Consider the following 22,643-nt stretch of genomic DNA (forward strand, 5'->3'; position numbering starts at 1 on the left):
ATCAGCTCTGATCTTGAGACAGATTTCGTGCATCAAACGTGGTGCGAGTCGGTCCTAGCGTTGACTGCATGGCAGGTCGACAGCCCGCGAGCACGGCTCGCGCCCGGGGCAGCATCACCACGCTTCCGCGTGGCACCATCCGCGTCCGGGTCTACGCCGGGATCGACCCGGTGCGCTTGAGCACCTCATTGGCCCGGTGCAGTTCGCGGACCTCTTGCTCGAGCTCGCGTACCCGGGCTGCCTCGTCGGTGGTCACACCGGGCTGGTGGCCGTCGTCGAGGTCGGCTTGGCGCAGCCACAACCGCACCGACTCTGCGCCGTAGCCGAGCTGATCGGCCACCCCCTTCACTACGCCGTGATCGTGTCCCAGCTCGGCGCGCAGGGTGCGGACCATCCGCACCGCCGCGGCCTTCTCCTCCCGCGAGTACCGCCGCGTCGTCGGCTTCCCCGCAGTTCGATCTGACGACATGACTCCATCCTCGTTTCCAAGGCCAAGAGTCTCTACAGCACCCAGGGCGGCTCACACCTAACTATAGGGCCGGGACCAGCTTCGTAGCCCCTCCGCTACCAGTCATCGCTCGGCGCGTTCCCCTAGCGTGACCGTACGTCGAGAAGCGTACGACGGACGGTGCCTCACAGACGATGCTGACGCACCTGGGCGCTCCTAGTTTCGGCTGAGAACCGGATATGTGGTTCTGGACGATGTGGAGGGTCCATGAGGAGCAGACCAACCCTAGCCGTGTCGTTGGTGTTCGTCTGGGTGGCGATCACAACCTTTAGCGGGGTGCTGATCGAGACACTGTTGATCTATCCGAACATCTTCGGAGACGTGCCAGCGTCACTCGTGCGCAGTACCGAGTTCTTCTCCGAGGTCGGGCCAGGTGACGTCTTCCCGGTGCTCGGCATGGCGACGCTGGTGACCGGGCTGCTGACGGTCGCGACGACCTGGCGTCTGAGGCCCGCGCGGTCCTGGGCGCTGATGGCGGTGGCCGCGGCGGTGGTCGGTGAGTTCGGTTTCTCGGCGTGGTTCTTCTGGCCGCGTAACACGCTAATGTTCGTCGAAGGCCCGGCATTTCATGCGACCGACGAGTTGGTCCGTGTCGCGTGGGAGTTCGAGACCGGGCACTGGCTACGGCTGGTTCTGTGCGGTGTGACGGCGGTGCTGGCGTTCGGAACGCTTCTCCGATTATTGACCCCGGCGCAGGTGAGCAGATCGATTGAGCAGGTCGTGTGATGTGGCGGCTCGGATTGTCCCCGACCGCGATTCTCTTGCTGGCCATGCTCGGGGTGCCGCGGGCGGTGGCGCACGACATGGGTCCTGTCGGTGCGGTGCTGAACGCTCTGCTGGTGTTCGTCCCGATCGGCGTCTGGCTGGGCGTGGTGGTGTGGCGAGAGCTGCCCCGGCCGTTCCTGACGTTGCTGGTGATCGGCCTCACCTACGGTGTGTTCGTCGGCCTGGCCCACCAGCTACTGTGGCCGTGGGCATTCGACAGCCCGCCCCGGCTCGGCGGGAACCTTGCCGGGACCCTGTCCTCGACGGCGGAGTCGACGGTGTTGCGCCTGTTCGCGTTCGGAAGCAGCGTGCTGACCGGTCTCGGTGTGGGCGCGCTCGTCGGTCTGGTCGGATGGGGTGCGCTCCGGCTCCGAGGATCGCGTCCCCGCGCCGCCGGGTGACCCGTGCGCGGGCAGCGATGACAGCAGCCGAGACCGGCCACGAGGCATGCCGCGCGCGGGGGCTCGACGTCGTGCTCTCCGGGGTGACGATCGTCCTCGTGGGGCTCGCAGCCTCCGCCGATCTCGGCGAGGGTGTCGGGCCGGGGCCCGTCGCGTACGGCTTCGCCGTCGGCCTGGGCGGATTGTTGCTGATCCGTCGCAGGTTCCCTGTGACGGTCCTGGTGGCTACCTCGGTCGGCCTGATCATCTACTACCGGCTCGGACAGCCGCCGGTAGGCCTCGCCGTCCCGATGGTGGCCGCGTTGTTCTCCGCTGCTGAGCAGGGGCGTACCCGGTGGGCGACCACCGTCGCGGCCGTACTCCTCGTGGTCTCTACATCGGTCCGCACCATGCAGGGTGACGACCCCGGGCTGGTCCTCGGCTACGAACTGCCCTCGTCGGCTGCCTTGATGGCGGCCTCGATCGCCTGCGGAATCGCCGTCCAGGCACGGCGGGAGTGGCACGCCGAGCGGCAGCGGCGGGAGATCACCGCGCGGTGGGAGCGCGAGCGGGAGGCCACGCAGCGGGTGGAGCAGGAGCGGCTGCGGATCGCTCGCGACCTGCACGACCTGCTGGCCCACACGACGTCGGTGATCGCGCTGCACGCCGATGTCGCCCGCGAGACGCTGCACGACGATCCGGCCGCAGCCGACCGCTCGCTCCGCACCGTGCGCGGTGCCTGCTCATCGATCACCCGGGAGCTGCGTGCGACGCTCGGAGCGCTACGTCATCCACCGGAGTCCGGTGGGATCGAGCCGGACACACTACGTGAGCGACTTGGGGTGCTCGTGGAGGAAGTCGCTGCCGCCGGTCTCACGGTTACCCTCGACGGAGGTCACCGGTTCGACACCCTCCCGGCCGTCACCGCGACCACAGCCTTCCACGTCGTCCGGGAGGCCCTGACCAACGTCCTGCGCCACTCCGGTGCATCGCAGGTGGAGGTCGTCGTGCATGTGAGAGCCGAGCAGGTCAGGGTCCGGGTGTCCGACAACGGCGAGGGCGAGCACGCCGCACACTCGCAGGCACCAGGGTGGGGGATCATCGGTATGCGGGAACGGGTCGAGCTGACCGGCGGCAGGCTGACCGCAGCGCCTGGATCCCGCGGCTTCGTCGTCGACGCGATCCTGCCGGTACCGACCGGCGGAGGTGAACCGTGACCAGCGTCCTCCTGGTCGACGACCAGGAACTCGTGCGGGCGGGGATGCGCGCGCTCCTGGAGCGAGCCGACGACATCGAGGTCGTCGGCGAGTCGGCCAGCGGATCCGGCGGAGTCGCGCTTGCCCGAGCCGTCCACCCGGACGTGGTTCTCATGGACATCCGCATGCCTGGCATCGACGGGATCACCGCCACCCGCACGATCGTCGAGGACCACTCGCTCGCGAGCAGCTCGGTCATCGTGCTCACCACCTTCGACACCGATCAGAACGTCCTGGACGCGATCCGTGCCGGCGCCGCCGGTTTCCTGCTGAAGGACACCGGGCCGGAAGCGTTGCGCGAGGCTGTTCGCATCGTCGCCGCCGGCGAAGCGCTCTTGTCCCCGGCAGTGACCCGGCGAGTGATGCAGGCTGCGGCGGCGTCCGCCCAGCCGTCGCCCGAACGCCTCGACGTGCTGACCGAGCGGGAACGGGAAGTCCTGGTCGAGGTAGGAGCGGCCCGCTCGAACACGGAGATCGCCGCACGTCTGCTCATCAGCCCGGCGACCGTGCGGACCCACGTCGGGCGGCTGCTCGGCAAACTCGACGCACGGGACCGGGCACAGCTCGTGGTGATCGCGTACGAGACCGGCGTGATCCGACCAGGGGCTGAGCCGGATCCTCGACGCTAGATATCTGTGGCGGGTGCGATTTCGTCATCCAGGTTTCCTCCTCGGGCTCTTGCTCCCTGAAGGAAAGCCTCGTTGCCATGTCCTTCGAAATCCGGACATCGTGCAGTGGAGATCCTGGCTCGCACATCAACGCGACATCCGGCTGAGCGCCTACTCAACACTGAAATGGGGGCGCCGCTCTACGGCGCTCCTGAACAACCGGTCCAGATGTGCGTCGATCGCGGTGAGAGCGTCCTGGGGTTCGATCACGTCGAGCTCGATGAGGGGGGTGAAACCGGTGAGGGCGAGGAGCAGGTTTGTCTCGGTTGCCGGGTCGCGGTCGGTGTCGATGTGCCCGTCGGCGATGGCCTGGCGGACCAGCTGCTCGACGAGGGTTCGCCCTTGGGCGAGGCCGTGGCGTGCCTGCTCGTGTACGGCGTCGTCGTGCAGTGCCTCCAGGACGTAGGCGGCGCTCATGCGGCTGGTCGCACGGGCATCGGCATGCAGGGGGAGCATTTCCGCGAGTGTCACCTGCAGCACGTCGCGGGGGTGCGGCCGTTCACCGAGTTTCTCCAGTCCTCGGCGTATGCGTGCGGAGGTCTGCTCGGATGCGAAGTCCATGGCGAAGGAGAGCATGGCGGTCCGGGAAGCGAAGTAGTGCTGCAGCTGCCCGAGCGACATGCCCGCCTCCTGTGCCACCACGCGCATCGTCAGCTGTGTGACGCCGCGTTGCTCCACCACCCGCCACAGCGCGCGGGCGATCGTCTCGCGGCGCCTGCGGTGGTCCACCTGCTTGGGCATGCCGGTTCCTCCCTCGTGCCCGGGGCTCGCCAATACGGTTGACATAATACACTTGACCTATAATCCTGGTTCTACCCGCGGGAAGCGGAGCTCGTGTCCGAGCGGACACGGGTACGGATCGCGGAGGGGCGTGCAGGAGCGCCGGGGGAGGGACCTGTGGTGGCCAGCGGCATTCATGACGACCGACTCCGCTCAGGACTCTCCGCTTCGTCGTGCCCGCCCCTTTGACCAGGTGGTCTGGGACGCGGTGATGCCGGGGCCAGGCGTGAGGTGTCCGTCGCGATAGGGGGATTGCAGTGGACGGGGTGGTGAGGACGAGGTCCGGCGCGGTGAGGGGTGTGCCGGATGTCGATGTGGTGGCGTATCTGGGGATCCCTTATGCCGCGCCGCTGCACGGGGCATTGCGGTTCCAGGCGCCGCGACCGGCACCGGGGTGGGCTGGTGTGCGGGAGGCACGCGAGTTCGGGGCGTGGGTTCCGCAGCAGGCGATCCCGTCCGCTGTCTCCGGGGCCACCACCGGTGAGCTCGCCGATGTGCGTGGTGCGTCCGGCGCGGAGTGTCTGACGCTCAACGTCTGGACACCGCGAGCACGAGACGGTGCCGGCGGTGACGGGTTGCCGGTGCTGGTGTGGGTGCACGGCGGAGGTTTTGTCGGCGGCTCGGCGAACTCTCCGGGCTTCGACGGCACACAGCTGGCGCGGGACGGGGTGGTCCTGGTGTCGGTGAACTACCGGGTCGGCTACGAAGGATTCGGCTGGGTGCGCGACGCCCCCTGGAACCGCGGGGTACTCGACCAGCTCGCCGCGTTGCAGTGGGTGCAGGACAACATCGTCGCGTTCGGCGGTGACCCGGGTCGGGTGACGGTGTTCGGACAGTCTGCAGGTGCGACCTCGATCGCCGCGGTCCTCGCCGGGGGCCGCGCGGACGGGGTGTTCCATCGCGGGATCGTCCAGAGCCCCGGCCACGTGTTCGTCCCGCCGGAGGAAGCGCGCGCCGTCTCCACGATGATCACCGAGGAGCTCGGTGTCGCCTCGACTGCCGAGGCCCTCGCCGCCGTCCCCGCTGAAGCGATCCACGACGTGCATTGGAACCCGGTGGCGCTGATGTCCGCTGATCCCGATGCATGGAGTCATCCGAACAGTCCCTACGGCGTGGTCCTGGACGGTGAGCTGCTCAGCGAGTTGCCGTGGGCGACGATGCGGCGGGGCGTCGGCCGCTGCATCGACCTGATCTGCGGATGCACCGCGGCTGAGGCGCGCATGTTCACGGCGAACCTGGACCCGGCCGCTGCCGATCCGGCCGGTGTGGCCCGTGGTGTCGGCCTGGATCCGGCCGCGGTGGACGCCTATCGCCACGCCCGACCCGGTATCGGCGACAGTGACCTGTCCACGTTGGTGCTCTCCGATGCGTTCTTCCGGCTGACCGCGCACCAGGTTGCCCGTGCCCACGCCGAGGCCGGCGGTCGCACGTTCTTCTATGAGTTCGGCTGGGTCGGGGATCCGGTGTTGGGCGCCTACCACGGTCTCGACCAGTCGTTCGTGTTCGGTCTCCCGACCGGCCCGCTCGGCTGGGACCTCGGTGCCCGACCCGGCGAGTTCGTCACGCTGTCCACCGCGATGCGGTCGGCCTGGACGCAGTTCGCCGCCAGCGGGGATCCGGGCTGGCCGCGGTACCGGCCCGACGAGTGGCTGACCCGGATCTGGGACCTCCCGCCGACCGTCGGCGCGGACCCGACCGCGGTCTCGGCCGAGATCTGGCAGCGACACCACCGCACCACGACATCGCAGTGAGGAGGTGCAGGTTCCACATGGCCGCAGTGAACGCGACCGTTCTGGCCGCGCCGGGGGCCGCCGAGCCACCCGCGGTGTTCGTGCACGGTGTGCTGTCCTGGGGCACCGACGACCGCTACGGGTTCGGCCACCAACGCCCACTGGCCGCACACCGCCGGCTGATCCTGATGGACCGCCGCGGTCACGGCGACAGCCCCGACCTCGAGGGCCCGTACCGGACCGACTACGCGGTCGACGCCGAGGACGTCATCGCGCTCCTCGGCGACGGCGCCCACCTCGTCGGACACTCCTACGGCGGGGTCGCCGCGATGCTCGCCGCCTCCGCCCGGCCCGATCTCGTCCGGTCGCTGTGTCTGATCCAACCCGGGGCGCTGCGTGTCGCCGAGGACGAACCGGTGGTGCGGGACATGCTCACCCGGGCCCGCTCCTCCACCGCGTCACTCCCTGCCGACCTCACCGCCGCGGACTACCTGCGCCTGTCCACCGAGCCGCTCGGGATGCCCACACCGCCCGCGACTCCGCAGCGGCTGCGTGTGGCCTGGACGTCCATGGGGGAGCGGCCCTGCTGGGACGCCGAGATCGAACTGGACCCGCTCGCCGCCGCATCGTGGCCGGCCTCGGTGATTGTCGGCGACTGGGCTGGGGCACCCGCAGAGTATCGACGCCTGGCCGGCGAACCGTTGACGGCGGCGGCCCGCGTCCTCGCCGAGCGCATCGGCGCCGAGTTGCTCACCGTGCCGGGTTTCTACCCGCAGACACAACAACCGGATGCGATCAACGACGCGCTGGCCACCCTGTGGGCCGTGGCGTCGTGACCACACTGCACTGTGGCACCCGCCGGGAGACGGCCGAGATGCGCCGCGTCGTCGCCGATGTCTCGGCCGATCCAGCGCTGCGTCGAGGCTCCGCGCAGCCGGCAGGTGTTCGAAACTCCCACCGTACGGCGCCCCGAACGGGCGCAACCGGGCCGACAGGCCTCGCCCGCCGAGCTCGGCCGCGCCACAGCGGCGCTCTCCGCGAATCCGGCCACCACTACCCGCCAGATGTTCGTCCACCACCGGAGATGGAGCAGATTTCATGACGCAGTACTTCCTGACCCTCCCGCACGACACCGCCGACGAGCCGACGATGGAGTCGATGCAGGACATGGACCCGGCCGAGCTGGAAGCGCTCATGACCGCCGTGGAGAAGTTCAACACCGACCTGAACGAGGCCGGCGCATTCGTCACTGCGGGCGGTCTGGAGCCGCCGTCGACCGCGGTCACGGTCGAGGTGACGAGCACCGGAACGACCCGGACCCCGGGGCCCTTCGTGAAGGCCGACCAGTACGTGGGCGGCTTCTGGATCATCGAGGCGGTCGATCAGGAGGCGGCACTGGTCTGGGCCGAGCAGGCCTCGGCCGCTCTGCAGTCCCGGGTCGAGGTTCGCGCTCTGCAGTCGGCACCGGAGTAGACCCCGCCCCGACACCAGAACGCGCCCGCCGGACCGCAGGACGGTCCGGCGGGCGCGTGTGCAGGACCGCGCCTAGCTCGCCGACCCGGTGCGTGCCCCCCTCGCCCCCCGCTGCCCTGGGTACACGCCGAGTCGTCGCCCCGAACGGGTCTCCGGGCTACTGAGACGGGTAGAGGAGCCGCCGGGAACGTCCGGGAGGTCGATCCGTGGGGGCTCCGTGCCCTGGTGTATCGCCGTACCTGGCGACCGATGCGGCGGTGAGGACGGTCCAGCGTCTCATGGTCCCTCTCGGTCCCGCGCGGTGGTGGCCGACGTGGCGGTGGTGGCCGACGTGACCGAGCGGTGCGCTCGCACGGGATCGTCCCCGTAGCCCAGGCAGAGCCGCTCGGCCATGTCCTGGAGCACGAAACGGACCTGAGCGGGCTCCGCGGTGTCGGCAAGCGCCAGCGTGGCCATCCCGTGCTGCATGGACCACAGCTGTGCGCTCCACACCCCGACGAGGGTCGAGTCGCCACGGAAGCGGCCCGCGTCGAGGCAGCGCCGGACGTGTCCGGTCAGTCGGGTGAAGACGGCCTCCCCGGGGTCGGGATCGGTGTCGTGCTCTTTCGGCGGTGGCCGGTCGATGGTCATCGTGCGGTAGAGGTGAGGCTCACCGACGGCGAAGTCGAGGTAGGTCAGCGCCGCGGCGACGAGGTCGGCCACCGGGTCGTCAGTGGCCGGTAGCGCCTCCAGCACAGCCCCGAGTCGGGCGAATCCGTCCGCCCGGACGGCGCGATGCACGTCGAGCAGACTGCCGAAGCGGGTGTAGACGGCCATGGTGGAAGTCCCCGCCGCCGCCGCAAGGCGCCGCGTGGTCAGGGCGGACGGACCCTCAGCTGCCAGCAGTCTGGCTGCTCCCGCCAGCATTGCTGCGCGCGCGTCGGGATCGGTGGACCGCGGACTCATCCCATCGACTCCTCGCGTTGTGTAACGTCATTATATAACAGCGGTACCCTCAGCTTCGGGAGGTCGGCATGAGGCGACGAGAGACGGGCGGGGAGCGCTACTTCGCACTGCGGACGTTCGGTGTCGGCGGTCGTGGTCGTGTGACTCCGGTCTGGCTCGCCGCGGGCAGCGACGGCCGGCATTACCTGCTCACGCCGGAGCGCTCCCACAAGATGAGACGGCTCCGGCGGGATCCTCGGGTGCAGGTCGCCCCGTCGGACTTCGACGGCACGGCCCGGGGAGAGTGGCGCCGTGGCCGCGCTCAGGAAGTGGACGGGGCGGAGCGCACGGAGGGCCTGTCGCTGCTCGCTGCGCGTTACGGACTGTCCTTCCGGTGGTTCCGGCTGCTGCTCGCGCTCGGGCGGCCGCGCAGCGCAGGTGGGCGCGCCGTCGTGGTACGCCTGGATCTGGACGCTGCCCCATGAGGCGCGGCCGGGTCGAGGAGCTCGCGGCCTCGGCGGTGCCCTCCGCAGTGTTCGTCGCGGTCACGGCCTGGTCCTGCCTGGTCGTCGGACTCCTGGCCGGAGTCTCCGCAACACTGCTGCTCACCCTTCTCGCCAGCCTTACCGGTCGGTCGGTCGTGCGCGTGGCCTCAGGACTGGTCGGGATCGGCGTCACCGCCGCGATCGCCTGGTCGACCGGGTCGGACGCGGGGATCTTCCTTCCCGACATCTGGTGGAGCCTCGCCGCGGGCGCGGTCCTGCTCGGATCCGTGATCATCGGGTTCCCGCTGGTCGGCGTGTTCTGGAGCGTCACTCGCCGCGAGCCGATGGTGTGGCGCGGCGACCGGCCGTCCCGCCGTGCACTGACGACGGCGACCCTGGTCTGCGCCGCGGTGTTCGGCGCGCGCTTCACGGCCCAGCGCGGACTCCTCGAAGCCCACGAAATCGGCAAGCTCGCCGCAGTGAAGATCGCGATGGGTCTGCCGTTGACTCTCGCCGCGCTCGGCGTGGTGGCGTGGGCGATCCGCACGGCGGAGCGCCGCCGCAGGTCGGCGTGGCGGTCGTGATCGTGCTGGCGATCGGCGACGGGATCGGCGGTCTGGCACTGGCACAGTGCCGTCGCTGGCCCGTTGCTGTGGGAGCGCGGAGGTTCGGCGGGTCGGGCCTGGATCTCCTTGACTCGCCGGACGAACCGTCGCGCAGTTCGAGTGTGCCGGCTTCGGAGCCGGGTTTGGTCGCGGTCATGGCGCTCGGCGTGGTGCGGCGATAGACGCCGGTTGACCGCCCTGGGGAGTGCCGGAAGCACGACGGGGACGGCACAGGTGTGGAGGGGCCCCGCGCGGTGTGGGGCGCGGTTCAGCGCTCGAGGTGGTGCCCACCGGACCTCGGCAGGCATGGTGCTTGCAGTATCGGGCTGTCCTCGACGGCTTGCGTGGGCGAGGGCTTTCTGCCCGGACGTCCGCCGTGGCGCTCAGTCGAACGCTGACGTGGTACCGCCGGAGGGACGCGAGATGGAGGGGTCATGCTCGATCCGAACTGGGTCTTTCTCAGCGCTGCGCTCGGGCTGGCCGGCAGCACCCGCTACGCCATCGCGACGCTCACCGGGACGGCCCGCCCCAACCTCGTGACGTGGGTTCTCTGGGCGGTCGCACCGCTGATCGGCTTCTTCGCACAGCTCTCGGCTGGAGTCGGCCTCGCCGCCGTGCTCACTCTGGCCGCAGGACTCGGTCCGCTCCTCGTCGTCGTCTCCGCCCTCGTGACCGGACACCCCCGTTCGACGATCGGCCCCTTCGACATCGTCTGTGCGGTGATCGCCGTCGCGGCACTCGTCGTCTGGATCGGCTTCGACGCGGCTGCCACCGCGGTGGTATTCGCCGTCGGAGCCGACGCGACAGCGGCGCTACCCACCATCCGGAAGGCCTGGAGCGACCCGGACTCGGAGAACCTGCTGTTCTACGTCCTTGTCGGCCTCGGAGCCACGATCACGCTCCTGACGCTGGACAGCTGGGCCCCGTCCGACTGGGCGTTCGCGGTATACATCCTGGCTCTGAGCCTGGTCCTTGTCGGGGTTGTCGTCACGACGCGGCGCGCCGCGTGTGTCCGTGCCAGTCGTCGGTCCTAGTTCGGCAACTTGCCTGTGCCGACTACATGTGAAGCTTAACGACCGAGCCGCCTGCACGAGTGCCTCACTACCTCACGGCCCAGCGGCGTCCGGGCGCATCGAGGAGATCGTCATCCTGCACGGATTGGACACGAGTCCACACCCGCGAGCGGGTCGGCTGAGATCTTGTGCGTTGCTAGTCCGTGGCCTGGTCGACCAGGGCGGCCTGGAGCTCGGGGTAGGGGAGCCCGGGCGGTGGTGTGCTGCCGTCGCGCACGGCTGCTGCGACGTCGAGGGCGGCGTGGAGGGCCGCTCGGTAGGGCAGTGACCCGGTGCTGACGCGCCGCACACCGAGGTCGGCGAGCTGGGCGAGGGTGAGGCTGGGACGACGAGGGTGTTGACCGGTAAGGATAGGGATCGGGCCTCGCGGACGACGGCGGGGTCGGTGAGTCCGGGCAGGGACGCGCCGTCGGCGCCGGCACGGACGTAGGCCTCGGCGCGGGTCAGTGTGTGCTCGGGTGTGGCGTCCTGGCCGAGCCAGTAGGTGTCCACTCTCGCGTTGAGGAACAGAGATCGGGGCAGTGTTGCTTGATCGCGGTGATTTTCGCGCTGTGGCGCGCGGGGTCGATGAGGATGTCGGCGGTGCTGTCCTCGATGTTGATGGCCGCAACTCCGGTGTGGGACAGGGTCGCGGCATAGTCCGCGACGGCGTCCGGGTCGTCGTCGTAGCCGTCTTCGATGTCCACGCTCAGCGGGATCGGGAGATGGCGCAGAGTTGTCGCGAGGGTCTGGTTGGCCTTGCGGGTGGTGCGGCCGCCGTCGGGCCGACCGGCGCTCGCGGCGACGCCGAAGCTGGTGGTGGCGATGGCCGGGTAGCCGGCGCGCACGAACGCGAGAGCGGAGGGTGAGGTCCCATGCGTTGGGAGCAGCAGCGGCGTTGGCCCGTCATGGAGGCGGGCGAACGTTGTCGTCACGGGCTCGCAGGTCGAGGGGGCGTTCCCGGTCATGGCGGGCCTCTCGTCGAGAGGTCTGGTCGTGGGCCTCTTCGCGGCGGCGCTCGTCGCACCGCTGCCCTGACACGCTCCCGCGTCGCCCTCGGACGCCGGCGCGGTCAGGATTCCTGCCGGCGACCATCCAGCTGACGCAACTCCTTGCGCCGATCCTCGTATGTTCAGACGATCCTGCGATGGCCGGGTGTCACGGCGTTGCACCTGGCTGGCGAGAGGCCGTCCGCCCTTGGCGCGGGGATTCTTCCTCCGCCGAGTCGATCGCGATCATCGCTGGCACCGACCGCATCGTGAGCGAGGGCCGCTCCCTCACAACGTCATCGGCGACGCCGTCGCGACGATGGTCATCGCAGGTTGGCGGGCCAACGCGGACGACGAACGCTTCTACGCGTCGGCGTCTGCGCGGTGAGCGGGCTGACGCTCAGGCGGCGCCGGGCGTCACCCGAATCGCGCCGGAAAGCTTCTTCCACGTCAGGTCGGCGGGATCCGCCGCCATCAGACCGGGGGAGCGGGCCACGAGGATCTCCCGGGCTATCGGCCCGAAGTCCCCGCGGAAGTGCACGGAGCTCTTCACCACGAGCACTCGCTGCTCCTCGGGTTCGATACCGACCATCCGGAAGAGGTTACGGTCGAACACCTGTGTCCGGCCGGTCGTCACGGCGATCAGCACGGAGCCGGAGCGCAGGCGTGCCGAGGCTCCGAGGTCCACCTCGGTGCCGTGTAGCATCGGTCCGTCAAACCGGCAGCGGCCATCGGACCGCGCCTCGACGACGAACCTGCCCCGCACCGGCTCGTCGCCGGGCACCGCCGCCTCGCCGCCGAGTGCCAGGTCCACGCTCGCCCCGACCCCGGCCGACAGGGCCGCCGCCACGGCGGCCGGGTCGGTGATCAGGCCGATGGCCTTCGGCTCGTCGCCGCGCGCGGCGAGCAGCGCCCGCAGCAGTCCGGTGGTGCGGGCGGAGCCGCCCACTCCCGGGTTGTCCTGGGTGTCCGCGATGACCACCGGTCCGGTACCGGGGGTGGTGAGCGCGCGGTCGACGGCCTCGACCGGGTCGAGCAGCGACACGGCCCACCGGGACTCGTCCCGGACGACCTCCGCGTAGAGCTCGTCGACGACCTCGGCGACCGCCGCGGCGCCGCCGGTCCCGTACGCCCATACCGACGGCCCGCAGTCCGCGATGTCCGCGGCGGGGAACCCGGCGGCGAAGGACGGGAAGGCCGTCGCCCCGCCGAGGGCGTCGAGCCCCGAGTAGACGGAGCGGGCGGGGTCCAGGTCGGTGCAGCCCGAGTTGACCGGGATGAGGAACGGGATCCGCCGCCAGGCGAGCTCGAGGCGCTCGCCCGCGGCGAGCCTCGCCAGCAGCCCCGCGGCGCGGGCCCCGGTCTCGGCCATGTCGACGTGCGGGTACGTGCGGTAGCAGACGAGGGCGTCGGCAACCGCGAACATCGCTTCGGACATGTTCGCGTGCAGGTCGAGGCTGGCCACGACCGGTACGTTCGGCCCGACGGCGGCGCGCACCCTGGTGAGCAGCTCGCCCTCGCCGTCGTCGTGGTGCTCGGCGACCATCGCCCCGTGCAGGTCCAGGTACACGGCGTCGGGCGCGGAGGACCGGGCTGCGTCGACGATCTCGCCGACGATGCGTTCGTAGGTCTCGGCCTCGACCGGGCCGGACGGACTGGCCGCCGCCCAGATCACCGGCAGGACGGCCCAGCCCCGCCGGCGCGCCTCGGCCAGGAACCCGCCGGCCGGCAGGTTGACCTGCTCGAGGTCGAAGAGCGCCGTGCCTCGGCGCAGAGCCGGGAAACCTTCCCCGTTCTCGAAGTTCGCGTAGGTGGCCGGGGCCGGTGCGAACGTGTTCGTCTCGTGCTGGAACCCGGCGACCAGGATCCTCATCGTGCCTCCTCCTCGGCTGCGACGGCGACCGTCGTACCGGTGGTAGCGGGCGTGGGGTCGGCCGTCCGGATCCTGGTCACGGCCAGCGAGATCGCGCCGACCACGAGCAGGCCGACCAGGGTCAGCAGGCCGATCTCGGCGCTGCCGGTGCCCTGCCTGACGAAGCCGATGAGCGTGGGGCTCACGAATCCGCCCAGCAGCCCGATGCTGTTGATGAAGGCGATGCCGCCCGCGGCGGCGTCACCCTGGAGGAAGGAGCCGGGGACCGACCAGAACACCGTGTACGCCGCCCACATGCTGGCGGTCGCCACGATCAGGGCGATCATCGACACCCCGAACGTCGACGCGGTGAAGGCCGCGACCGCGAGACCCGCGGCGCCGACGATCGTCGGGATCACGATGTGCCAGCGGCGTTCGCCGGTGGTGTCGGAGTGCCGGGCCAGACCCCACATGAGCACGAGCGCAGCGACATAGGGCACGGCCGACCACAGACCGATCTCCACCGTCGATCCCACGCCGGTGTCGGCCAGGATCGTCGGCAACCAGAAGCTGATCCCGTAGAGCCCGCTGATCAGGCAGAAGTAGCCGATCGCCAGCCCATAGACGCGCGGGTCCGTGAGCACCTTGCGAAATCGGTGCTCTCCCCGCTCGGTGGTGGCCGCCAGGTCCTGCGCCAACAGCGCGCGCTCGTCGGCGGACAGCCAGCGGGCGTCGTCGGGGCCGTCGGGGAGGCACCTCCACACGACGAACGCGAGCAGCACGCACGGCAGGCCCTCGACGAGGAACATCCACTGCCACCCCGCGAGGCCGAGCTGCCCGTCCAACCCGGTCATCAGGAAGGAGGAGACCGGGCCGCCGATCATCGACCCCAGCGGGCCCGGGATCATCAGCACCGACATCGCCGCGCCCATCCGGGCCTTCGGGAACCAGACGGTGAGGTAGAAGATGATGCCGGGCGCGAAGCCGGCCTCGAACACCCCGAGCAGGAAGCGCAGGACGTAGAAGCTCATGGCGTCGTGCACGAACAGCATCGCCGCCGACGTGACGCCCCAGAGCAGCATGATCCGGAAGATCGTCTTCCGAGTGCCGATGCGCCGCAGCAGTAGGTTGCTGGGCACCTCGAAGATCACATAGCCGAGGAAGAAGATCCCGGCCGCGAGCCCGTAGACAGACTCGCTGATCCCGATGTCCTCCGACATCTGCAGTTTCGCGAAGCCGATGTTCACGCGGTCGATGTAGGCGAACAGGTAGCAGATCACGAGCAGCGGCAGGATCCGCCAAGCGATCCTGCGGTAGAGCGCAGGGAGGGCTGCGGTCGGCGGTGCGGCGCTCTCGATGCTGGCCATGTCACGCTCCTCGGGGCCACGCTGGCCCGGCGTCGGTGTCCGTCGTTGCCGGTACGCTGCAGGAGGTCGTCGTATCCGCCTCGATATGGTGGAAAAATGACCCTGAGGCCCGCTCCAATGTTCGATACCGACAGCCTGAGGTCGGGGTCACCCCGCCGTTGACGTGCTGGACGAGACGGATCTGGCGCTCGTCGATGCGCTGCAGGTCAACCCGAGGATGAGCTGGTCGAGCCTCGCGCCCGTGCTGGACCTGGCGCCGATCACGCTGGCCCGCCGGTGGCAGCGACTCGTCGACGCCGGGTCGGCGTGGGTCACGGTCGCGCTGACCAACCGGCAGATGCGCGGCGCGGTGATCGAGCTGTCGTGCCGGCCGGGGGCAGCGCACCGGGTCGCGCTCGCCCTCGCCGAACAGCCGAACGTGAGCACCGTCGGGATCACCACCGGCCGGTTCCAGGTGTTCGCTCTCGTGCTGGCGCCCTCGCTGCCGTCCATCGCAGAGGTCCTCGTGCACTCCCTGCCGATCCCGGAGGAGGTGACCGCGCTGCACTCGTACCTCTACAGCGGTCTGTTCGGTGGCGTCGTGTGGCGCCTCGGGGTGATCAACCGCGTGCAGTCCGAGCAGGTGCGCGAGCCGGTGGCGTCGCCCCCGGCGCAGATCCGCCCGTTCGGGCAGGGGGACCGGGCGCTCTTCCTCGCTCTCGGACACGACGGGCGGCGCGCCTACAACGATCTCGCCGACGAGCTCGGGACATCCCCGCAGGCCGTCCGGCGGCGGCTGGACCGGCTCTGCCGGCACGGCGACATCACCTTCCGGTGCGACGTCGCCCGCCCGCTGACGGGCTGGGTCTCGATGGCCTTCCTGTGGTTGTCCGTGCCGGAGAACGACCTGGCCGCGGTCGGGCGGGCGCTCGGAGCATTGCCGGAGACGCGGCACTGCTCGGCCGTACCGGGGCCGGCCAACCTCGCGCTCGTCGTCAGTCTGCGCTCGCTCGAGCACCTCGACGAGACCCTCGGCCGGATCGTGCGGGAGCACCCGACCGTCGCAGTCGTGGACCGCCGGGTGGTGCTCCAGCAGGTGAAGGTGCACGGCCGGATCGTCGACGAGCAGGGTCGCAGCGTGCGGGTGATCCCCGTCGACCCGTGGGCCGCGGGGGCCGCCGGGGTTCTGCCGCCCGGCCCCGCCCGTCCGGCGCGGTAGCGAACCGTCCGGTGCGGACGGCGGTCGCTCGCGGTCAGGCCGCCGCCCGATCGACGACCCAGCTCGCCAGCGACACGAGGGTCGCCTCGACGCTGTCGATCGTGGCATCGCGCAGGGCGTCCAGGTCCCGGTAGGTGCCGCCGAGAACGGGGTCCGCGGCGAGGAGCCGCCAGGTCTGGGTCACGTGCGTTCCGGAACCGTAGGGGGTGAACGTCCAGCGCCACCGGACGATCGGGACGGGAACGGAGCCGAGCACGGTGTAGGTGAACTCGGAGCCGGGTTCGGCGACCTCCACCCGCGACCGGCTGTCCCACTCGTTGCCCGACCTGCGGTTGCGGCCGCTGAACCAGGCACCCGGCCGGAGGCCTGCCCCCTCGTCGTACCGGGCCCGGATCGCGTTCGGGCTCCAGCGGCTGATGTGGGACACCGTGCTGATCAGGTCGTACACCTCGCCCGGTCGGGCAGCCACCCAGGTCCGTCGGGTGAAGCCGTAGTCGGAGACGCCCAGGGTCGGTGGCGTGGTCTCGGTGGTCACGTGGATCCCTTCGTTGCGTGGCGGGGCCGGTGCGTGCCCGGTCAGGTGCGGGAGAACGGCGCCCAGGCGGCGACCCCGTAGCCGCCCGGCCTGCGCCGCAGCTCGAACGCGCCGTGCCCGGGAAGGTGAGCCGGGAGCACGAGCGCGCGGTGCTCGGCGGCATGGGCGAACATCCGTGCCCGGCTCGCGCGGGCGCCGTCCTCGTCCTCCTCGAAGCAGCTGTTGATGTGCGGCTCGTGGACCTGGATGGCGCCGTGCAGCAGGTCGCCCGCGAAGATCGCACGCTCGCCCGCCGACTCCAGGTGGATGATCGAGGCGCCCGGGGTGTGGCCCGGCGCGAGCTCCAGGCGGAGGTTGGCGTCGATGACGTGGGACTCGTCCCACGTCGTGACGAGTCCGGCCTCGATCACCGGGTCGATGCTGTCCTCGTAGACGTTCTGGTTGCCCCGGCCGAACTTGGTGTTGTGCAGGTTCTCCGGCTTCCAGTACTCAAAGTCGCGTTGCGGCATGAGGTAGGTGGCGTTGGGGAAGGTGGGCACCCAGTCCCGGCCCTCGAGACGGGTGTTCCAGCCGACGTGGTCGTCGTGCAGGTGGGTGTTGACGACGATGTCGACGTCCTCGGGGCCGACGCCGGCCGCCGCGAGGTTGCCCAGGTAGTCGGTGTCCATGTAGGACCAGATCGGCTGTAGCGGTCGGTACTTGCCGTTGCCGGCGCCGGTGTCGATCAGGATGGTCTTGCCCTCGCTGCGCAGCACCCAGGTCTGGGTCGCGGCGCGGGTCAGGTCGGTCTTCGCGTCCCAGTGGTGCGGGTCCAGGACGGCCGCATGGCGCTGCCACTCCTCCGGCTTGCTGTTGGGGAAGAACACGTCGGTGGTCATGGGCGTGGTGTCGGAGAACTCCATGACGCGGGTGACCTGGACGTCACCGAGCTCGATGGTCGTGACGCGCGGCGCGGCGGGGTCGGGTCGAGACGACCCGGATCCGGTGGGCATGGCTCTCCTTCGATCGGCTCCAGACTCCTCCAGCTTCGGCGCGCCGGGGTAGAAGCGGTATCGGACACATGACTGCAGTCGGCCGGTCGGCCCTGCGGCAGCTCGGCGGCGGTGCCGCGGGTATGGTGCAGGCGGTCCGTGATGCTGGAGAAGTGATGTCCGATCGCGCCCGGGGCGTGGGCACCGACAGCCCTCCGTGCGACCTCTCCGATGCGGATACCGCTCACCCCGCCGAGCTGCGTCGACTTCTCGAGGCGAGCACCGACCCCCACTCGCGAGCCGTCGTCCTGACGGGGCCGCCGGGGATCGGCAAGACCACGCTCCTGGACCAGGTCGCCCGGCGTGTGGGGACATCGGGTGGACGCGTGCTGCGCGCGGGTGGCAGCCCGGCGGAGGCCGACCTGCCCTTCGCCACCCTGCACCAGCTGCTGCGCCCGGTCGCCGGCGTGATCAGCGAGCTGCCCGCGCGCCAGCGCACGGCTCTCCAGGCGGCCTTCGGCTCCGGAACGCCCGGCGACCCGCCCGACCCGATGCTCATCGGGGTCGCCGTCCTCACGCTCCTGTCCGACCTGGCCACCGGGGCGCCGGTCCTGGTGTTGCTCGACGACGCCCAGTGGGCCGACCACGCGTCGCTGGACGTGCTCGCCTTCGTCGCCCGGCGGACCGGCGACGATCCCGTGTCGATGGCGATAGCCACCGGGGAGCCGGCCGCTCTCCCCGGCGTCGACGGGCACTGGACGACGCTCGAGCTCGCGCCACTCGAGCGCCCGGCCGCGGAACGGCTCCTGGACCGACTGCCTCGGCCGCCGGCCGGCGAGACCCGGACGCGCGTACTCGATCAGGGCGAAGGCAACCCGCTGGCTCTCGTCGAACTCGCCAGAACCGCCGGCTCTGACGCGGGACCGTGGACCAGCGGCAACCCGCTGCCCATCGCGGCCCGACTGGAGCGTCGGTGGATCGGGCGGCTGAACGGGCTGGAGCCGGCCGCTCGGCAGTGGCTGCTGGTACTGGCGCTCGCCGCCGACGACCCCGCCGAGACCGTCCTGACCCTGTTGCCCGGGCCGGTCGACCCGATGTGGACGGCCCTGGAGGGAGCCGGCCTCATCGACCGCACCGGCAGCCGTGTCTCCTTCCGGCATCCGCTGGTCCGCTCGGCGGTCTACCAGGCGGCATCGTTCGACGAGCGGCGTGCCGCCCACCACGCTCTGGCGTCCGCGCTGGCGGAGGACCCCGACAGGCGCGCCTGGCACCTGGCCGCCGCCACCACCGGAGCGGACCCCGAGGTGGCCGCCGCGCTGGAGGACAGCGCCGGGAGGGCACGGCGCCGCGGCGGGTACGCCGCGGCGGCGCGCGCGCTCGAGCGCGCCGCGGAGTTGAGCGCGGACCGGGCGGATCGCGTCCGGCTGATCGTCGCGGCGACGGACATGGCGGTGATGACAGGGCAGCTCGTCTGGGTCGAACGGCTCGCCGCGCGCACCCGCGCGTGGACCGACGAGCCGACGCCGCTGGCCGTGGCCGCGCTCCAGACCGGGCGGCTCATGGCCCTGACCAGTTCCCCGACAGCCGCGTTCCAGCAGCTGATGTCCGCAGCGCGGCAGTTGACGACCGCGCACCCGGAAGGTGCGCTGCAGGCGCTCGCCGCTGCGGCCGTGGTCCGCTTCTACTCGGGTGCGGAGTCGCAACGCGAGGAGATCGGAGCCGCGCTGTCCGACGTCCTGCGCGCGCAGTCCGCCACGTCGGTCCCGTTCCTGGGACGCTGGCTCACGGCGGTGGCCGATCCACGCGAGGGCGCCGGGCTGAGGGCGGAGCTGGCCCAGCTGATCACCGCCGCTCGGCAACACCCGGAACAGCTGCACCTGCTGGCGATCGCGGCGTGGATCCTGGACGAGACCGCCCTCGCCGTCCGAGCCTTCGAGGCGTCGTTCGCCCTCTGGTCGTCCGCGGGTCCCCTCCCCGACGGACTCGGTGGCGTTGCGGCACTGAGCCTTTGCCAACCTGATCATCCGTTGGCGATCATGAGGGTCTGAACTGCGGCGACGAGCTCGGCGGCCCGGGCCGGGCAGGATCTGATCTTGCGCAGAACCTTCCAGTTCTTCAGCTCGGCGTTGACCCGCTCACCCGGCCCGCGTCGGCGGGCGTGTGCGGCGTTGACCTCCCTCTGGTTGCGCGACAGGCGCCGGTAGCGCCCGGTGTCCGGGTCGATGCGCCGACGCCGCTGCGGCACGGCCACCATCGGACCGGCGCCTTGGTAGGCGGTGTCGGCGACCGCGGGGATCTCATGCGCGGTCAGCGCCTCGATGATCCCGTGGTCGCGGGCGGCTCCCATGTCGTGCCGCGCGCCAGGCAGCGGCGGGGAGATCCACACCAGCCTGCCGACCGGGTCGGCGATGACCTGCACGTTCAGCCCGTGGGCCTTGTGCTTGCCGCTGTAGTAGGGGCGGTCTCGGCCGGACGCCATGCCGACCCGGTCGATCCGCAGCAGGCTGCCGTCGACGATCACGAACGCCTTGCGTGAGGCGACCTCGATCGCCTGCTCCAGCGTCGGGGCCATCGCCGCGAGCAGGGCGAGCGCTTCGCGCACGTAGCGGTAGACCGTTGACGTGCCGATCTCGAACCCGCAGGCCAGGTCGGCATAGGTCTCGCCCTTGCGCAGATAGGCCACCACCAGCAGGGCCTGGCGGCCGGCGGAGAGCTTGCGCCAGCGTGTAGCCCGCTGGTTGCGGTGCGCGCGCAGCGCGTCGGCGAGCAGGCCGAGCGCGCGGCTGGACACGGTCATCCCGGACGGGTAAGACAACACTCTGAAGCTCCTGGTCAGGCGGATTGATCTAGGCAATCGCCCGCCTACCAGGAGCTTCACCCTTTCGAGGTCACGCCACGCCGCACGCCAGCTGACCTGCTCGTCCATCAGGTTGGCAAAGGCTCACTGGCCCACCTGGAGCACGGCCGGGTGGCGCGGGCGCAGGCCTTCTGCACGGAGCTCGCGGCGGTCGCCGACACCTACGGACTCGACCACGCGGCGGGGTGCGCAGCCGCCGTCGACGCACTGGCGACAGCGGTGCGCGGGGACACCGCGAACGCGCACGAACTGGCCGCGCGCGCGTTGTCGCTGATCGATCCTGCCGAGAGCCGGTCCGTCGCTGTCTACGCCTACCGGGCACTGGGGGTCTCCGCGGCCGTCACGGGGAACCACGAGGACGCCTACGCCTGCTTCCGTGCCGCCTTCGGGGCCGACGGCGGACCGGTGCACTACCACGCCTCCGTGGCCGCCCTGCCGGAGCTCACTGCGGCGGCGGTGCGCAGCGGACGTCACCACCAGGCAGCCGATGTCGTCGAGTGCACGGTCCGCTCCGGGGAGACCCACTCCGTACGCGCCCGGGTGCTCATCCACCACAGCCAGGCGCTGCTCGCCGACCCGGACCACGCGGAGACGCACTTCCGCGCCGCCTTGACGCTTTCCGGGCCCGCTGATCGGCCGTTCGAGCATGCGCGGATCCTGCTCGATCTCGCCGAATGGCTACGTCGCCGCCGCCGCATCGCGGAGGCCCGTCCACTCCTGCACGAGTGCCACAACGTCTTCCGTCGACTGGGAGCCCGACCGTGGGCGACCCGCGCCGAGGCCGAACTGCGGGCGAGCGGAGCGCAGATCGCCGCCGCGGAACCCGCGGCCTTCGGTGAACTCACCCCGCAACAGCAACAGGTCGTTCGCCTGGCCGCGCTCGGCCGGACCAACCGGGAGATCGGCGAGAGCCTGTTCCTCTCCCCCCGGACAGTCAGCTCGCACCTCTATCGCGCCTTTCCCAAGCTCGGGATCACGTCGCGCACTCAACTGCGGGACGTCCTCGACGCGGCGGTGATCAGCTGCACCTGATCGCGGATACCCGTCGTCCGGCCGCCGAACGTGCTCGCTGCGTCACTCCACGATAGAGGGCGCCGCGACCTTGACCACGGTCTTCCCCCGCGTCTCTCCGGACAATGCCTGGTTGAGAGTGGTGCGCGCGTTCTCCAAGCCGTCCACAACGGTTTCCTCGTATGACAGCGAGCCCTCTTGCAACGCCGCGGCGAGCTTTCCGATGATCTCACCGTAACGTTCGACGTGGTCAGTGACGATGAACCCTCGCAGAGTGGCGCGCTGCATCAGCAGCTGGTGCACGTTTCGCAACCCCAGTTGGTCGCTGCGGTCGTTGTAGTTGTCGTACTCGGAGATCAGACCGCACAGCGCAACGCGCGCTCCGACGTTGAGCCGGCCCAGGACGTGATCCATGATCGGGCCTCCCACATTCTCGAAGTCGACGTCGATGCCGTGGGGGGTCGCGTCGTCGAGCGCCTTACGCCAGTCCTTTGAATGCCGGTCCACGCAGGCGTCGAAGCCGAGCTCCGCCTCGAGGCGGCGGCACTTCTCGGCGCCGCCGGCTATGCCGACCACCCGAGCACCACGCTGCTTTGCCAGCTGGCCGGCGATCGAACCAACAGCCCCGGCGGCGGCTGAGACCACGAATGTCTCGCCCGGTCGAGGGTCGCCCAGTTCCACACCGATGAACGCTGAGATGCCGGTGTGTCCAAGCAATCCGAGGAACGCAGACAGCGGCGCCGGGAGAGGGTCGGGAAGGACGGTGAAAGGAGCCTCGAGAACGAAATCGTCGGCAACGCAGTATTCTTGCCAGCCGGTGAAGCCGAGCACGTACGCGCCGACAGGCAAATCCGCGCGCCGACTTTCGACGACCTGTCCTACGCCGAGCCCCCGCATGACCGCACCGAGCTCGACCGGCGCAATGTAGGACCGTACCCGACTCATCCAGACGCGATTCGTGGGATCAAGCGAAAGGTAGAGTGTGCGGACCAACGCCTGCCCATCGCCGATCTCTACAACGGGCTCCTCGCCCCACTCGAGATCCCCCTCGCCGACTCGGCCCCGAGGTCTGTTGCGCAAACGGAAGAGCCGGTTGATGGGTGAGTTCATGATCGATCCCCGTTGGTCGAGAGCAGTGACGTAGGTGGTCGGACACGCAGTGCGAGCGCCGCAGCACGGGGTCCGTAAACCTGTCGGCAGGCTAGACCCACCGTTGACGATAGTCAACACACTGTCG

Annotated in this window: 22 protein-coding genes and 2 pseudogenes; 13 read left to right on the forward strand and 11 right to left on the reverse strand. The window is 70.4% G+C overall.

Features of this window, described 5'->3' with window-relative positions:
• Positions 1–163: 163 nt before the first annotated feature.
• Positions 164–469, reverse strand: a pseudogene (locus DMP15_RS09015) (transposase); the annotation flags it as partial.
• Between the two features lie 270 nt (positions 470–739).
• Between DMP15_RS09015 and DMP15_RS09020 the strand changes: the two are divergent.
• Genes DMP15_RS09020 through DMP15_RS09035 form a run of 4 tightly spaced genes read left to right on the forward strand, consistent with a single transcriptional unit; the run spans position 740 to position 3,538 of the window.
• Complete coding sequence (locus tag DMP15_RS09020; protein ID WP_337825608.1) at positions 740–1,234, forward strand: DUF1772 domain-containing protein; 495 nt, start codon at positions 740–742, stop codon at positions 1,232–1,234.
• Positions 1,235–1,278: 44 nt separating this feature from the next.
• Positions 1,279–1,674 carry a hypothetical protein gene (locus DMP15_RS09025; RefSeq protein WP_246352712.1) on the forward strand — a complete coding sequence of 132 codons (396 nt, stop codon included), beginning with the start codon at positions 1,279–1,281 and terminating at the stop codon, positions 1,672–1,674.
• Positions 1,675–1,691: 17 nt separating this feature from the next.
• Complete coding sequence (locus tag DMP15_RS09030; protein WP_179762070.1) at positions 1,692–2,870, forward strand: sensor histidine kinase; 1,179 nt, start codon at positions 1,692–1,694, stop codon at positions 2,868–2,870.
• The gene (locus DMP15_RS09035; protein ID WP_179762071.1) at positions 2,867–3,538 is read left to right on the forward strand and encodes a response regulator; all 672 of its coding nucleotides are present in this window, start codon (positions 2,867–2,869) and stop codon (positions 3,536–3,538) included. Before DMP15_RS09030 ends, DMP15_RS09035 begins: the two co-directional genes overlap by 4 nt.
• 150 nt (positions 3,539–3,688) lie before the next feature.
• Here the strand turns inward: DMP15_RS09035 and DMP15_RS09040 are convergent, their stop codons facing one another.
• Positions 3,689–4,318 (reverse strand): TetR/AcrR family transcriptional regulator, encoded by a 630-nt coding sequence (locus DMP15_RS09040; protein ID WP_337825609.1) that lies wholly within the window; start codon positions 4,316–4,318, stop codon positions 3,689–3,691.
• A 308-nt stretch (positions 4,319–4,626) separates the two neighbouring features.
• Between DMP15_RS09040 and DMP15_RS09045 the strand changes: the two genes are divergently transcribed.
• The 3 genes from DMP15_RS09045 (at position 4,627) to DMP15_RS09055 (ending at position 7,560) form a co-directional block, all read left to right on the forward strand.
• Positions 4,627–6,108, forward strand: a complete 1,482-nt coding sequence (locus DMP15_RS09045; RefSeq protein WP_337825610.1) for a carboxylesterase/lipase family protein — start codon at positions 4,627–4,629, stop codon at positions 6,106–6,108.
• 17 nt (positions 6,109–6,125) lie between these two features.
• Positions 6,126–6,923 carry an alpha/beta fold hydrolase gene (locus DMP15_RS09050; RefSeq protein WP_337825611.1) on the forward strand — a complete coding sequence of 266 codons (798 nt, stop codon included), beginning with the start codon at positions 6,126–6,128 and terminating at the stop codon, positions 6,921–6,923.
• 262 nt (positions 6,924–7,185) lie between these two features.
• Positions 7,186–7,560 carry a YciI family protein gene (locus tag DMP15_RS09055; RefSeq protein WP_337825612.1) on the forward strand — a complete coding sequence of 125 codons (375 nt, stop codon included), beginning with the start codon at positions 7,186–7,188 and terminating at the stop codon, positions 7,558–7,560.
• A gap of 276 nt (positions 7,561–7,836) precedes the next feature.
• Here the strand turns inward: DMP15_RS09055 and DMP15_RS09060 are convergent, their stop codons facing one another.
• Entirely contained in the window at positions 7,837–8,505 is a 669-nt protein-coding gene (locus tag DMP15_RS09060) for a TetR/AcrR family transcriptional regulator (protein ID WP_337825613.1), read from the reverse strand.
• A gap of 68 nt (positions 8,506–8,573) precedes the next feature.
• Between DMP15_RS09060 and DMP15_RS09065 the strand changes: the two genes are divergently transcribed.
• The 3 genes from DMP15_RS09065 to DMP15_RS09075 all read left to right on the forward strand — a co-directional run bounded on the left by DMP15_RS09065 (position 8,574) and on the right by DMP15_RS09075 (position 10,608).
• Entirely contained in the window at positions 8,574–8,969 is a 396-nt protein-coding gene (locus DMP15_RS09065; RefSeq protein WP_179762077.1) for a pyridoxamine 5'-phosphate oxidase family protein, read from the forward strand.
• Positions 8,966–9,553: a DUF3159 domain-containing protein gene (locus DMP15_RS09070; RefSeq protein WP_179762078.1), complete on the forward strand. Its 588-nt coding sequence runs from the start codon at positions 8,966–8,968 to the stop codon at positions 9,551–9,553. The genes DMP15_RS09065 and DMP15_RS09070 overlap by 4 nt, the downstream gene beginning before the upstream one ends.
• A gap of 455 nt (positions 9,554–10,008) precedes the next feature.
• Positions 10,009–10,608 (forward strand): hypothetical protein, encoded by a 600-nt coding sequence (locus tag DMP15_RS09075; RefSeq protein ID WP_337825614.1) that lies wholly within the window; start codon positions 10,009–10,011, stop codon positions 10,606–10,608.
• A gap of 175 nt (positions 10,609–10,783) precedes the next feature.
• Here DMP15_RS09075 and DMP15_RS09080 read toward each other — a convergent pair whose 3' ends face one another.
• The 4 genes and pseudogenes from DMP15_RS09080 to DMP15_RS09095 form a co-directional block, all read right to left on the reverse strand.
• Positions 10,784–10,936 carry a hypothetical protein gene (locus DMP15_RS09080; RefSeq protein WP_246352713.1) on the reverse strand — a complete coding sequence of 51 codons (153 nt, stop codon included), beginning with the start codon at positions 10,934–10,936 and terminating at the stop codon, positions 10,784–10,786.
• An 80-nt stretch (positions 10,937–11,016) separates the two neighbouring features.
• Positions 11,017–11,594: pseudogene (locus DMP15_RS09085) on the reverse strand (isocitrate lyase/PEP mutase family protein); the annotation flags it as partial.
• A 421-nt stretch (positions 11,595–12,015) separates the two neighbouring features.
• Complete coding sequence (locus tag DMP15_RS09090) at positions 12,016–13,488, reverse strand: M81 family metallopeptidase (protein ID WP_179762080.1); 1,473 nt, start codon at positions 13,486–13,488, stop codon at positions 12,016–12,018.
• Positions 13,485–14,834: an MFS transporter gene (locus tag DMP15_RS09095; RefSeq protein WP_337825615.1), complete on the reverse strand. Its 1,350-nt coding sequence runs from the start codon at positions 14,832–14,834 to the stop codon at positions 13,485–13,487. The genes DMP15_RS09090 and DMP15_RS09095 overlap by 4 nt, the downstream gene beginning before the upstream one ends.
• A 163-nt stretch (positions 14,835–14,997) precedes the next feature.
• Between DMP15_RS09095 and DMP15_RS09100 the strand changes: the two genes are divergently transcribed.
• Positions 14,998–16,032 (forward strand): Lrp/AsnC family transcriptional regulator, encoded by a 1,035-nt coding sequence (locus DMP15_RS09100; RefSeq protein ID WP_337825616.1) that lies wholly within the window; start codon positions 14,998–15,000, stop codon positions 16,030–16,032.
• 34 nt (positions 16,033–16,066) lie between these two features.
• On the opposite strand, the gene DMP15_RS09105 is transcribed toward DMP15_RS09100, so the two are convergent.
• Together DMP15_RS09105 and DMP15_RS09110 are read right to left on the reverse strand one after the other, a co-directional pair.
• Positions 16,067–16,567, reverse strand: coding sequence for an SRPBCC family protein (locus DMP15_RS09105; RefSeq protein WP_337825617.1), 501 nt, complete (start codon positions 16,565–16,567; stop codon positions 16,067–16,069).
• Between the two features lie 41 nt (positions 16,568–16,608).
• The gene (locus tag DMP15_RS09110) at positions 16,609–17,559 is read right to left on the reverse strand and encodes an MBL fold metallo-hydrolase (protein ID WP_337825618.1); all 951 of its coding nucleotides are present in this window, start codon (positions 17,557–17,559) and stop codon (positions 16,609–16,611) included.
• A gap of 122 nt (positions 17,560–17,681) precedes the next feature.
• Between DMP15_RS09110 and DMP15_RS09115 the strand changes: the two genes are divergently transcribed.
• A complete protein-coding gene (locus DMP15_RS09115; protein WP_337825619.1) occupies positions 17,682–19,586 on the forward strand; it encodes an AAA family ATPase in 1,905 nt (634 codons plus the stop codon).
• Here DMP15_RS09115 and DMP15_RS09120 read toward each other — a convergent pair.
• Positions 19,559–20,356 carry an IS5/IS1182 family transposase gene (locus DMP15_RS09120; protein ID WP_073574106.1) on the reverse strand — a complete coding sequence of 266 codons (798 nt, stop codon included), beginning with the start codon at positions 20,354–20,356 and terminating at the stop codon, positions 19,559–19,561. The two genes, DMP15_RS09115 and DMP15_RS09120, sit on opposite strands and share 28 nt — an antisense overlap.
• 258 nt (positions 20,357–20,614) lie before the next feature.
• Between DMP15_RS09120 and DMP15_RS09125 the strand changes: the two genes are divergently transcribed.
• The gene (locus DMP15_RS09125; protein ID WP_337825620.1) at positions 20,615–21,427 is read left to right on the forward strand and encodes a helix-turn-helix transcriptional regulator; all 813 of its coding nucleotides are present in this window, start codon (positions 20,615–20,617) and stop codon (positions 21,425–21,427) included.
• A 42-nt stretch (positions 21,428–21,469) separates the two neighbouring features.
• On the opposite strand, the gene DMP15_RS09130 is transcribed toward DMP15_RS09125, so the two are convergent.
• Entirely contained in the window at positions 21,470–22,516 is a 1,047-nt protein-coding gene (locus tag DMP15_RS09130; RefSeq protein WP_179762085.1) for an NADP-dependent oxidoreductase, read from the reverse strand.
• Positions 22,517–22,643 lie beyond the last annotated feature (127 nt).

Source organism: Pseudonocardia sp. UM4_GMWB1, from assembly GCF_017312155.1.
Taxonomy (GTDB): Bacteria; Actinomycetota; Actinomycetes; order Mycobacteriales; family Pseudonocardiaceae; genus Pseudonocardia; species Pseudonocardia alni.

Coding starts and splice junctions, on each gene's coding strand:
- DMP15_RS09025 (WP_246352712.1), top strand. CDS start 1,279: ATGCTCGGGGTGCCGCGGGCGGTGGCGCACGACATGGGTCCTGTCGGT.
- DMP15_RS09030 (WP_179762070.1), top strand. CDS start 1,692: ATGACAGCAGCCGAGACCGGCCACGAGGCATGCCGCGCGCGGGGGCTC.
- DMP15_RS09040 (WP_337825609.1), bottom strand. CDS start 4,318: ATGCCCAAGCAGGTGGACCACCGCAGGCGCCGCGAGACGATCGCCCGC.
- DMP15_RS09050 (WP_337825611.1), top strand. CDS start 6,126: ATGGCCGCAGTGAACGCGACCGTTCTGGCCGCGCCGGGGGCCGCCGAG.
- DMP15_RS09055 (WP_337825612.1), top strand. CDS start 7,186: ATGACGCAGTACTTCCTGACCCTCCCGCACGACACCGCCGACGAGCCG.
- DMP15_RS09060 (WP_337825613.1), bottom strand. CDS start 8,505: ATGAGTCCGCGGTCCACCGATCCCGACGCGCGCGCAGCAATGCTGGCG.
- DMP15_RS09065 (WP_179762077.1), top strand. CDS start 8,574: ATGAGGCGACGAGAGACGGGCGGGGAGCGCTACTTCGCACTGCGGACG.
- DMP15_RS09070 (WP_179762078.1), top strand. CDS start 8,966: ATGAGGCGCGGCCGGGTCGAGGAGCTCGCGGCCTCGGCGGTGCCCTCC.
- DMP15_RS09075 (WP_337825614.1), top strand. CDS start 10,009: ATGCTCGATCCGAACTGGGTCTTTCTCAGCGCTGCGCTCGGGCTGGCC.
- DMP15_RS09090 (WP_179762080.1), bottom strand. CDS start 13,488: ATGAGGATCCTGGTCGCCGGGTTCCAGCACGAGACGAACACGTTCGCA.
- DMP15_RS09095 (WP_337825615.1), bottom strand. CDS start 14,834: ATGGCCAGCATCGAGAGCGCCGCACCGCCGACCGCAGCCCTCCCTGCG.
- DMP15_RS09110 (WP_337825618.1), bottom strand. CDS start 17,559: ATGCCCACCGGATCCGGGTCGTCTCGACCCGACCCCGCCGCGCCGCGC.
- DMP15_RS09115 (WP_337825619.1), top strand. CDS start 17,682: ATGGTGCAGGCGGTCCGTGATGCTGGAGAAGTGATGTCCGATCGCGCC.
- DMP15_RS09130 (WP_179762085.1), bottom strand. CDS start 22,516: ATGAACTCACCCATCAACCGGCTCTTCCGTTTGCGCAACAGACCTCGG.